This is a genomic window from Sphingomonas sp. OTU376, from assembly GCF_038440415.1.
In the GTDB taxonomy this organism is placed as follows: domain Bacteria; phylum Pseudomonadota; class Alphaproteobacteria; order Sphingomonadales; family Sphingomonadaceae; genus Sphingomonas; species Sphingomonas kyeonggiensis_A.
In genome coordinates, this window is sequence record NZ_JASATQ010000109.1 from 1 (window position 1) to 9,630 (window position 9,630).

Annotated in this window: 9 protein-coding genes; 3 read left to right on the top strand and 6 right to left on the bottom strand. The window is 66.8% G+C overall.

What is annotated here, in order from left to right; genetic code table 11:
* The first annotated feature begins 191 nt into the window (after window positions 1-191).
* On the top strand, window positions 192-2,864 hold the full coding sequence (gene ppc, locus AAHM44_RS24010) for a phosphoenolpyruvate carboxylase (RefSeq protein WP_342251570.1): 2,673 nt from the start codon (window positions 192-194) through the stop codon (window positions 2,862-2,864).
* A gap of 182 nt (window positions 2,865-3,046) precedes the next feature.
* Here ppc and AAHM44_RS24015 read toward each other — a convergent pair whose 3' ends face one another.
* The 6 genes from AAHM44_RS24015 to AAHM44_RS24040 form a co-directional block, all read right to left on the bottom strand.
* Window positions 3,047-3,439, bottom strand: a complete 393-nt coding sequence (locus tag AAHM44_RS24015; RefSeq protein WP_342251571.1) for an acyl-CoA thioesterase — start codon at window positions 3,437-3,439, stop codon at window positions 3,047-3,049.
* A gap of 131 nt (window positions 3,440-3,570) precedes the next feature.
* Window positions 3,571-3,963, bottom strand: coding sequence for an MliC family protein (locus tag AAHM44_RS24020; protein WP_342251572.1), 393 nt, complete (start codon window positions 3,961-3,963; stop codon window positions 3,571-3,573).
* Window positions 3,964-4,020: 57 nt separating this feature from the next.
* Complete coding sequence (locus tag AAHM44_RS24025; protein ID WP_269573646.1) at window positions 4,021-4,434, bottom strand: ExbD/TolR family protein; 414 nt, start codon at window positions 4,432-4,434, stop codon at window positions 4,021-4,023.
* 69 nt (window positions 4,435-4,503) lie between these two features.
* A complete protein-coding gene (locus tag AAHM44_RS24030; protein ID WP_342251573.1) occupies window positions 4,504-5,094 on the bottom strand; it encodes a YdeI/OmpD-associated family protein in 591 nt (196 codons plus the stop codon).
* A gap of 46 nt (window positions 5,095-5,140) precedes the next feature.
* Window positions 5,141-5,479, bottom strand: coding sequence for a DNA primase (locus AAHM44_RS24035; protein ID WP_269573644.1), 339 nt, complete (start codon window positions 5,477-5,479; stop codon window positions 5,141-5,143).
* A gap of 76 nt (window positions 5,480-5,555) precedes the next feature.
* Entirely contained in the window at window positions 5,556-6,788 is a 1,233-nt protein-coding gene (locus AAHM44_RS24040; RefSeq protein WP_269573643.1) for a multidrug effflux MFS transporter, read from the bottom strand.
* Window positions 6,789-7,148: 360 nt separating this feature from the next.
* Here AAHM44_RS24040 and AAHM44_RS24045 point away from each other — a divergent pair, with 360 nt between their 5' ends.
* The gene (locus AAHM44_RS24045) at window positions 7,149-8,876 is read left to right on the top strand and encodes an esterase/lipase family protein (RefSeq protein WP_342251574.1); all 1,728 of its coding nucleotides are present in this window, start codon (window positions 7,149-7,151) and stop codon (window positions 8,874-8,876) included.
* Between the two features lie 134 nt (window positions 8,877-9,010).
* Window positions 9,011-9,511 carry a hypothetical protein gene (locus tag AAHM44_RS24050; protein ID WP_342251575.1) on the top strand — a complete coding sequence of 167 codons (501 nt, stop codon included), beginning with the start codon at window positions 9,011-9,013 and terminating at the stop codon, window positions 9,509-9,511.
* The last annotated feature ends 119 nt before the right edge of the window (window positions 9,512-9,630 follow it).

Below are 9,630 nucleotides of genomic sequence, written 5' to 3' on the forward strand. Positions count from 1 at the left end.
CCCCACGCAAACAGCCCCCCCGGGGGCAAACCCCGGGCCCCCGGGTTTCCCCGGGGGAACAGCTTCCGGGGAGGCCGGCCTCGGAATCCCCCCTCAAGTCGCCGCAATCCAAGCGAAGAAGCGAAACTAAACGCACCCCCAAGCGCTTTGCCGTTGACCCCGTAACGTTTCGCAGTGCAGCAACGCGCCTCATGGCTAGCCTCGCAATCGCAAATAACGAGGATGTTCGCTTCCTCGGTCGGCTCCTCGGCAACGTTATCCGTGCCTATGGCGGCGAGGAGCTGTTCAAGCGCATCGAATATATTCGATCGACCTCGGTCGACCGGGCGCGTGGCGTGGCCGGATCGGGATCGGTCGATCGCGGGCTCGACCGGCTGAGCCTGGACGAGACACTCGATTTCACCCGCGGCTTCATGCTGTTCTCGATGCTCGCCAATCTGGCCGAGGACCGGCAGGGCGTGGCGAGCGAGAAGGATGCCGATATCGCCTCCGCGCTCAAGCGGCTGGAGAGCGAAGGCATCGGCCGCGACTCGGTGATGGCGCTGCTCGACCATGCGCTGGTCGCCCCGGTACTGACCGCGCACCCGACCGAAGTGCGCCGCAAGTCGATGATCGACCACAAGAACCGGATCGCCGAGCTGATGCTGCTGCGCGACCAGGGCGTTGCCGAGACCGAGGACGGCGACCAGGTGGAGGAAGCGATCCTGCGCCAGATCGCACTCCTTTGGCAGACGCGCGTGCTGCGCCGCGAGAAGCTGGGCGTGGCCGACGAGGTGGAGACCGCCCTCTCCTATCTGCGCGACATCTTCCTGCCGGTGCTGCCGGCGCTCTATGCGCGCTGGGACCGGGCGCTGGGCAACCGCACGCCGAGTTTCCTGCGCCCCGGCAGCTGGATCGGCGGCGACCGCGACGGCAATCCCTTCGTCACCGCCGATTCGATGCAGTTCGCGCTGGCCCGCGCGGCCGAGGCGGTGCTCGGCTATTATCTCGACGCGGTCCACGCGCTCGGCGCCGAGCTGTCGATCTCGACCGAACATGTCGAAGTGAGCGAAGCGCTGCTCAAGCTGGCCGAGGCCAGCCATGACGAAGCGCGCAGCCGCGCCGACGAACCCTATCGCCGGGCGATCACCGGCGTGTACGCACGGCTTTCCGCCACGCATGAGAAGCTGACCGGCAAGGCGCCGCCGCGCCCGGCCGCGATCGCCGCCGAGCCCTATGCGACGCCGGCCGAGTTCCGCGACGAGCTGGTGACGATCGCCCGCGCGCTCGCCGACGAGGGTGCCGGCCCGCTCGCCACCGGCGGTGCGCTGGGCCGGCTGATCCGCGCGACCGAGACCTTCGGCTTCCACCTCGCCACGCTCGACATGCGCCAGAACAGCGCGGTGCACGAACGCGTGGTCGCCGAGCTGCTCAAGGCCGGCGGCGTGGTCGAGGATTATGCGGCGCTTTCGGAAGACGAACGCATCGCGCTGCTCCGCAAGGAGCTCGCCAATGCGCGGCCGCTGACCAGCCCCTATGCCGAATATTCGGAGGAGACCGCTTCCGAGCTGGCGATCGTCCGCGCCGCGGCGCAGGCGCATGCGAAGTACGGCCGCGCCTGCATCACCCATTACATCGTCTCGATGGCGCAGTCGGTGTCGGACCTGCTCGAGGTCCATATCCTGCTCAAGGAAGCGGGCCTCTACATCCCCGGCGACGAGCCGCAGGCGCATATCATGGCGATCCCGCTGTTCGAGACGATCGGCGATCTCGAAGCCGCGCCGCCGATCATGGAAGCCTGGCTCGGCCTGCCCGAAGTCGCGGCGATCGCGGCGAAGCGCGGCCACCAGGAAGTGATGATCGGCTATTCCGATTCGAACAAGGATGGCGGCTATCTGACTTCGACCTGGCAGCTGTCGCGCGGATCGACCGCGCTCAAGCCGGTGTTCGAGAAGGCCAATCTCGGCATGCAGCTGTTCCATGGCCGCGGCGGCGCGGTGGGTCGCGGCGGCGGATCGAGCTTCGCGGCGATCCTCGCCCAGCCCCGGGGCACGGTGCAGGGCCGCATCCGGGTGACCGAGCAGGGCGAGATCATCGCGGCGAAGTACGGCACGCGCGAGAGCGCGCGGACCAACCTCGAGGCGATGGCTTCGGCGACGCTGCTTGCCAGCCTGGAACCGGAGAAGCTGAACAAGGCCGATGCGGAGCGTTTCGCGGCGGCGATGGACCAGCTCTCCGACGCCGCGTTCAAGGCCTATCGCGGGCTGGTCTATGAGACCGAGGGCTTCACCAGCTTCTTCCGCCAGGCGACGCCGATCGCCGAGATCGCCGGGCTCAAGATCGGCTCGCGCCCGGCCAGCCGCAAGAAGAGCGACGCGATCGAGGACCTGCGCGCCATTCCCTGGGTGTTCAGCTGGGCGCAGGCGCGCGTGATGCTGCCGGGCTGGTACGGCGTCGGCCAGGCGATGGAGCAATTCGAGGACAAGGGGCTGTTGCGCGAGATGGCGACGGCCTGGCCGCTGTTCGCCTCGACGCTGGCGAACATGGAGCAGGTGCTGGCCAAGTCCGACATGGAGATCGCCGCGCACTATGCCGCGCTGGTCGAGGATGCGGGCCTGCGCGACAAGATCTTCGGGCAGATCCGCGAGGGCTGGCAGAAGACGCATGACGGGCTGCTCCAGGCGACGCGCCAGACGCGGCTGCTGGAGAAGCACCAGGCGCTGGAGACCTCGATCCGGCTGCGGCTGCCCTATATCGAGCCGCTCAACCTGCTGCAGATCGAGCTGCTCAAGCGCCACCGCGCCGGCGAGGAGGATCCGCGGATCGGCGAAGGCATCCTGCTGTCGATCAACGCGATCGCGACGGCGCTGCGGAACAGCGGGTAAGGCAGAGCGCGGTTCTACTCTCGTCATGCCCGCGAGGGCGGGGATGACGGTAATTCCGGCTTCGGAATCCCTATCCCCGTCATGCTGAACTTGTTTCAGCATCCAACGCGCCTCAGGCCATATCCTTGGTGGAGCGTTGGACCCTGAAACAAGTTCAGGGTGACGGTGGTTCTGTGGCCGCCTCAGTCCAGGAACGGCGCCGCGACTTCGGGGGGCACGCGGATCAGGCGTTGCGTCGCGCGGTCGATGATCGCCCAGGTGGTCTTGGCCTCGACCCGCACCTTCCCGTCGGCGCCGGTGAACTTCATGTGGCGATCGAAGCGCGCGCCGCGCGGGGCATGGGGTACCCAGGTCTCGGCGGTCACCGTCTCGCCTTCGCTGACATTGCCGCGATAATCGATCTCGTGCCGGGTCACGACCCAGAAATAGGCCGCCTCATGCTCGGGCGCGGCGACGGCATACCAATGCGCCACCGCCACGTCCTGGATCCACTTCACCCAGACGGCATTGTTGACATGGCCGAGCTCGTCGATGTCTTCGGGCCCGGCGGTGATCGTCGCGGTGTAGCTGGGCATCTGTCCTTCCGGCTTGATCGGGCGAGCTTCCCCCGCTTCGCCTTGCGCTGCAAGATGCCGCTGCACCCTATTCGGGATTTCTCGTCATCCCGGCTCAAGGCCGGGATGACGGTGTAGGGGCTGAGACGGGCTCAGCCGCGAATGGCGGTGCAGGCGATCGGCGGCTGGCCCGGCGCCTCGTACGACATGGCGTCGCCCTTGCCCTGGAAGGTCACCTGGCCGTCCGAATAGCGGATGCCCGAGGCCATGACCTGCTGCTGGAGCGTGACGCTGGTGCCGGCGCGGGTGACGACGGCGCTGCCCTTGTCGGGATCGAAGCGGGCGACGATGCGGACGCCGTCCATGCAGCGGAAGCGCGCGGTGATCGCCTTGCCCGTGCCCTTCGCGGGCGCCTTGTCGAGCGGCGCGGGCGAGGCATCGGTGGTGATGTTGGTCTCTTCGGCCTGCGCGGCGTTGACCGGTGCGGCGGGCTGCTGGCTGGAGCAGGCGCCGAGCGCGAGCAGGGCGATAAGGGGTAGGCGCATCGGGGAAATCCTTGGTTCGTTCGGCAGCGTAACGAACGCCCGATGCGCCCGTTCCCGTCAATCTTCCAGGGGTCGATTTCCGACAAAGCCGAGCTTGGTGATGCCCGCGCGCTTCACGGTCGCGAGCACGCCGTCGAACCGCTCATAGCGCGCTTCGGGATCGGTCTGGAGATGCAGCGCCGCCCCCGATTGCTGGAGCGCGGTCAGCCTGGCGGGCAGCGCTGCATCGGGGAGCGCGGCGCCGTTCCAGTAGAGCGAACCCTGGCGATCGATCGCGAGCACCGCGGGCGGCTGCGGATCGACGGTGCCGTGGCCGACGGGGAGATCGACCGGCACCTTGTGGCTGGCGATCGGGATGGCGATGATGATCACGACGAGCAGGACGAGCATCACGTCGATCAGCGGCGTGATGTTGATCGCGCCGATCGGGGCGGCATCGGGAAGACGACGGACACGGATTGCACGGGCCATGGCAGCTCTCCTCGTTATGATGATATACCGTAACACAACGAAGAAGGTTGGCAAGACCGGCTTATCGCCTCAGCAATTCTCGTATTTCCAGTTGCGGCGCTTGCCCTCGCGCATCCAGGCGACGGCCTCGGCGACGCGCCTGGCCTTGGTCTCGGGCCGCTTGGCCTCGGCGATCCATTCGCAATATTCGCGGCGGCAGCCGGGCGGGAAGGCGGTGAAGGCGGCCTGGGCGGCGGCGTCTCCGGCCAGCGCCTCGCCGAGCTCGGGCGGGACTTCGGCCTCGCCCTTGGGGGCGGCACGGGGACGGGCGGGCTTCGCTTCGCCGAGCCGGGCCACCGCGTCGCGGATCAGCTGCTCGACCTCCTCGGCCGGCGGCAGGTCGGCGAGCGATTCGATGCGGCCGAACTGGCCCATCGCCTCGCCTTCCCTGCCGGTTTCATTCTCCTGGCGGTTCCAGAAGCCGAAGCTCGCATGCGCCTTGAACGCGGCCATGTTGGCGAGCGGCTTGCCGCCCAGGGTGAAGAAGGGGTGCGACCATTTGATCGTCTCCTCCACCTGCGGCACCGCGACGTGGAAGCGATCGCGCAGCCAAGTGAGGATCGGCCGCGCGAACTCGGCGCGGCCCTCGATATAGGCGTCCACCCTGGGGTCCCTGGTCATGGGGCGGCATGTTCCGCCGCTCCATGCCGCAGGTCAATACGGGGTTTCAGGGCTCGAGCGAGTCCTCGTCGGCATCGTCGAGATCGTCGTCATCCTCGAGCTCGTCCTCGTCGAAATCGTCCTGGACCTCGTCCTCGGAGATGGCGCGCTCGGTCTGCTCGGCCTCGTCATCCTCCTCGCCGATCTCGTCGTCGACCATGCGGAGGTCGTCCGCGTCGTCATCGTCGTCGTCGCCGAAATCGGGGGACAGGTCGGTCAGGATATCGCCGTCGCTCGGGCCGTCATTGGTCGCCTCGAGGATCTCGGCGCGCTGGCTCTCGTCATAGCCTTCCTCGTCGAAACCGTCGTCACCCGAACCACGTCCCGGAACCTGGTAACCGCCCATTGCCTGTCCTCACGTAACGCGCCCGCCACCGCGGCGGGCCTCGTGAGTGCGAACGGCGATGGCGCCCGAGCGTTCCCTAGCCGGGGCGGAACATGCGTCCGCGCTCGGTCACCGCTACTACCACGAAAGCGATGACCCCCATAAGCAGGAATCCGGCGTAGAGCGGCACGGTGGTGCCATCGAACGCCTGGCCGATCGCCGCGCCGATCACCGCCGAGCCGAGCGTAGTGACGAAGCCCTGGAGGCTGGACGCGGTGCCGGCGATCTCGCCCATCTTCTCCATCGCCATCGCCGAGAAGTTCGAGGTGGAGAGGCCGACACAGCCCATCATCAGCGCCTGGAGCACCGTGAAGCTCCAGATCGATTCGAAGCCGGCCAGGGCGATGGCAAGGTGGACCGCGGCAAAGGCGATCATGCCCGCCAGAGCCGTGTGCGATATCCGGCGCATGCCGACCTTCATCACCAGCCGCGAATTGAGGAAGGAGCCGAGCGCCATGGTCGAGGCGACGCAGGGGAAGACCACCGCGAGCAGCCCGGGCGCGTGGAACACGTCCTCCATCACCTGCTGCACCGAGCCGATGAAGCCGAACATGCCGCCCGAGAGCAGCATGATGCCGATCGTGTAGCCCACCGCCTGGCGATCGCGCAGCATCAGGCCGTAATCGGCGACGATGCGCGCCGGGTTGAGCGAGAGGCGGCTCTCCTGGTCCAGCGTCTCGGGCATGCGCAGCCAGAACCACAGCACCACCGCGGCCGCGACACCGCCGATCGCCCAGAAGATCAGCCGCCAGGAACCGGCGTAGAGGATCAGCTGCCCCAGGCTGGGCGCGACGATCGGCGCCGCCATGAAGACGATGAAGGCCAGGCTCATCACCCGCGCCATCGCGCGGCCGGCGAAACAGTCGCGCACCAGCGCCACCGATACGACGCGTGCACCCGCCGCCGACGCGCCCATCGCGGCGCGGGCGATCAGCAACAGGGTGAAGCTGCCCGAGGCGGCGGCGACCACGCTGGTCACCACATAGGAAGTGAGCGCGATCGCCAGCACCGGGCGGCGCCCGAAGCGATCCGACAGCGGGCCATAGGCAAGCTGGGCGACGGCGAAACCGATCAGGAAGGCCGTGATGACGTACTGGCGATGATTGGGCTCGGCCACGCCGAGGCTGTGGCCGATCGCCGGCAGGGCAGGCAGCATCGAATCGATGCCGAGCGCGGTGAGCGCCATCATCGCGGCGACGAGGCTGACGAACTCGCCGAACGCGAGCGGCGCCTTATTCTGGGCGCTTGCTGTGAGGTGCGGCTCTTCCATAGCCGCGCAAATGGCGCATCCTCGCCGCTACGTCACCCCCTGTTGCATTGCCGGCATGCGTCCGTCCTTGCGTCCAAGGTCGCCATTCCGGCGACCAGGGGCCCGCGCCCTGCTTGGTCGGCGCCAGGGCCCATAGTAGCCCGGACGAAAGGTACATCGGGATCGCTGCGGCCAATGCGCCGGCCGACGCCAGACCTACCGCGTTCGAGGGAGCCGATGAGCAAGCTGCGCCTTATCCCGTCCCTGGCTTTCGGCCTGATCCTCACCAGCGCGGCGAACCCGCCGGCACCCGCCGGAACGCCAGGCGCCGCCCAATGCCCCAGAGGATGGTCGGGGTCGGTCCAATTCACGCGGAAGCAAATGAGTACGCTGTCCAAATCCTCGCCACGGATCGCCGGCAAGGGCATCCAGACCTCCAATTCGACGACGAACTATGATTATTCGGCGCGGATCAGGGTGCGCGAGACGCCCGAACGGCGCGGCTACAGCGTCGCCACAGCCAATGCGAGCTCGCTGCTCAGCTTCTCCGAAAGCCGTTCGTCTACGGATCAGGCCGTGTGCAGCGGCGAGCGCCAGCCGCGGACGATGTCAGGCTCCTTCACCACGCAACGGGAAACCCGCGCCAGCACCCCCGGCGTCGAGGCGAACGTCAGCGTCACGATGAGCGCGAACGGCGCCTATTCGATCGGCATATCCGTGCCCGCGCTGCATTCGACCACCACCGGGTCGAGCTCGAGCAGCTACAGCGGCCAGTGCTATCCCAAGAAGGGCGGCACCACCAACGTGCCGCCCGTCGAAGGCCGCACCGACCCCATCTCCTTCTCCACCGACGGCTCGCACCGGGTGCCGCTCTCCAACCTCGACCATCTGTCGGGCAGCTATTCGAAGAAGTATGGCAACGTCACCGATACGCTTGTCTGGGATCTCCGGCGGTGCGGCACGCCGTTGCGCCTGGTGGACCTCAAGTTCGAGGACATGAAGTTCCCGCTCTGGGAAGCATGGCGGGAGGTGACGCCCGAAACCACAACGGTCGACGGCAACATCGTGCGGATGCGAGCGATCGTCGCCAATGACTCGGGCGAGGACCAGTCGGCCACGCTGATGTTCAAGGACAGGGATCAGCCAGGAAAGAACATGCCGGAAGGCCCGGCCAAGCTGCTGAAGCAGGTCTCTTTCAACGTCCCGGCCGGCGAGGAGAAAACCGTCGATTTCCTTTGGGATACATCGGGCCACGCCTGGTACGATGACGGCCGCCCGAAGCACCGCCAGTCGATCAAGGCCGAAATCTGGGACAACAACAAGAAGATCGACGACCTCTCACGGAATCTGAATCTGGCGCCCAGGCCGCTCGTGCTGGTCCATGGCTACTGGGCCGATTGGTCGATGTGGAGAACCTGGCCCTCCATGCTCAACGAAACGCACTATGCCGGCTGGAATGCATTCGCGGTCGGCGAGAGGCCGGGCAATGGGAAGATGGACATGGGCGAGAGCGCGACGTCGCTGAAGCCCACCAAGACGATCAGCCAGAATGCCGCGGAACTGACGCGCTATATCCGCTATGCGCAGGAATTCTCCAATGCCTGGCACGTCGATATCGTCGCGCATACGATGGGGGGTCTGGTGGCGCGGCAATATATTCACCTGTCGATGCCGATCTACCCCGATGGCAAGCCGCAGGTCGCCCACCTTTTGATGCTGGGAACGCCGAATCTGGGCAGCCCCTGCGCCGACGTGATGAGCGCGCCCCTGGAGGCCATCGGCAAGCCGGTCGAGGCGTTGCGCGAGATGCGGACGGGCGCCGTCGCGCAGTTCAACAAGCATATTGTCGAGCGCAAGGGCGTGGAGTTCTCGGCCCTCGCCGGCACCCATGGCGTTCCCAGATGCTATTCGCTGGACTTCAATGACGGCTTCACCCCGGTGCCGTCGGCGCTCTGGACGATTGCGGACACCGCCAGGATGAACATCCTGTACGACACCATGGCCAGCGGCGGCGTGTTCTCCGACTTCGTGATGCCAAGGATCGCGAAGGGACCGGGGGTTCGACCGGCCGGGATCAAGCTGGAAGGCCCCAAATCCCGCACCCCATAGCGCCGGGCCGACTTTCAGGAATGACTATTGGCTGGCATGGCTCTTCCATCGCCGCGCCGCAGCGCCAAGCCCTGTTGCGCTGCCGGCATGCTTCCGCTAGTGTGTTGCGTAGATAATACGCTGGAGACTGGTCGATGCGTTATTTGCCGCTGCTGCTCCTTCCCCTCGCGCTTGCCGCCTGCGGCGGCGAGGGTACCTCGATCTCGATCAACGCGCATTCGGACGATGGCGACAATGCTGTGTTCGCGATGAACAACGGCGCCGTATCGGTGAAGAGCGACGGCTTCGAGGGCAGCTTCAAGGTCCCGAACATCAAGATGACCGCCGAGAATTTCGACATGGACGGCGTGAAGCTCTATCCCAATTCGACGATCACCAGCTTCAACGTCGATGCTACGGACCATGCCGGCAAGCAGAAGGACGAAGGCAAGGTGACCGCCGCCTTCTCCAGCCCCGCCGACCTTGCCAAGGTGCAGGGCTGGTTCCGCGAGAAGCTGACCGACAAGGGCTTCAAGTTCAACGAGAAGGGCAATGGCTTCGCCGGCACCACCGATGATGGCGAGAGCTTCACCATCGATCTTTCGGCGGACGGCGGGGCGAAGACCAGCGGCAAGATGGTGATTGTCGGGAGCTAGAGCTGGGCGGTTCGCCGCCTGGCTGTTCCCCGGCGAAAGCCGGGGGCCAGGGTAACGGAGCGACACGGCAGAGAAACCCTGGGCCGCCGGGGGGGGGGGGGGGGGGGGGGGGGGGGGGG

Bases quoted from the DNA above. Each gene is read 5' to 3' on its own strand.
- ppc (WP_342251570.1), top strand. From the start codon at position 192: ATGGCTAGCCTCGCAATCGCAAATAACGAGGATGTTCGCTTCCTCGGT.
- AAHM44_RS24015 (WP_342251571.1), bottom strand. From the start codon at position 3,439: ATGCCCAGCTACACCGCGACGATCACCGCCGGGCCCGAAGACATCGAC.
- AAHM44_RS24020 (WP_342251572.1), bottom strand. From the start codon at position 3,963: ATGCGCCTACCCCTTATCGCCCTGCTCGCGCTCGGCGCCTGCTCCAGC.
- AAHM44_RS24025 (WP_269573646.1), bottom strand. From the start codon at position 4,434: ATGGCCCGTGCAATCCGTGTCCGTCGTCTTCCCGATGCCGCCCCGATC.
- AAHM44_RS24030 (WP_342251573.1), bottom strand. From the start codon at position 5,094: ATGACCAGGGACCCCAGGGTGGACGCCTATATCGAGGGCCGCGCCGAG.
- AAHM44_RS24035 (WP_269573644.1), bottom strand. From the start codon at position 5,479: ATGGGCGGTTACCAGGTTCCGGGACGTGGTTCGGGTGACGACGGTTTC.
- AAHM44_RS24040 (WP_269573643.1), bottom strand. From the start codon at position 6,788: ATGGAAGAGCCGCACCTCACAGCAAGCGCCCAGAATAAGGCGCCGCTC.
- AAHM44_RS24045 (WP_342251574.1), top strand. From the start codon at position 7,149: ATGAGTACGCTGTCCAAATCCTCGCCACGGATCGCCGGCAAGGGCATC.
- AAHM44_RS24050 (WP_342251575.1), top strand. From the start codon at position 9,011: ATGCGTTATTTGCCGCTGCTGCTCCTTCCCCTCGCGCTTGCCGCCTGC.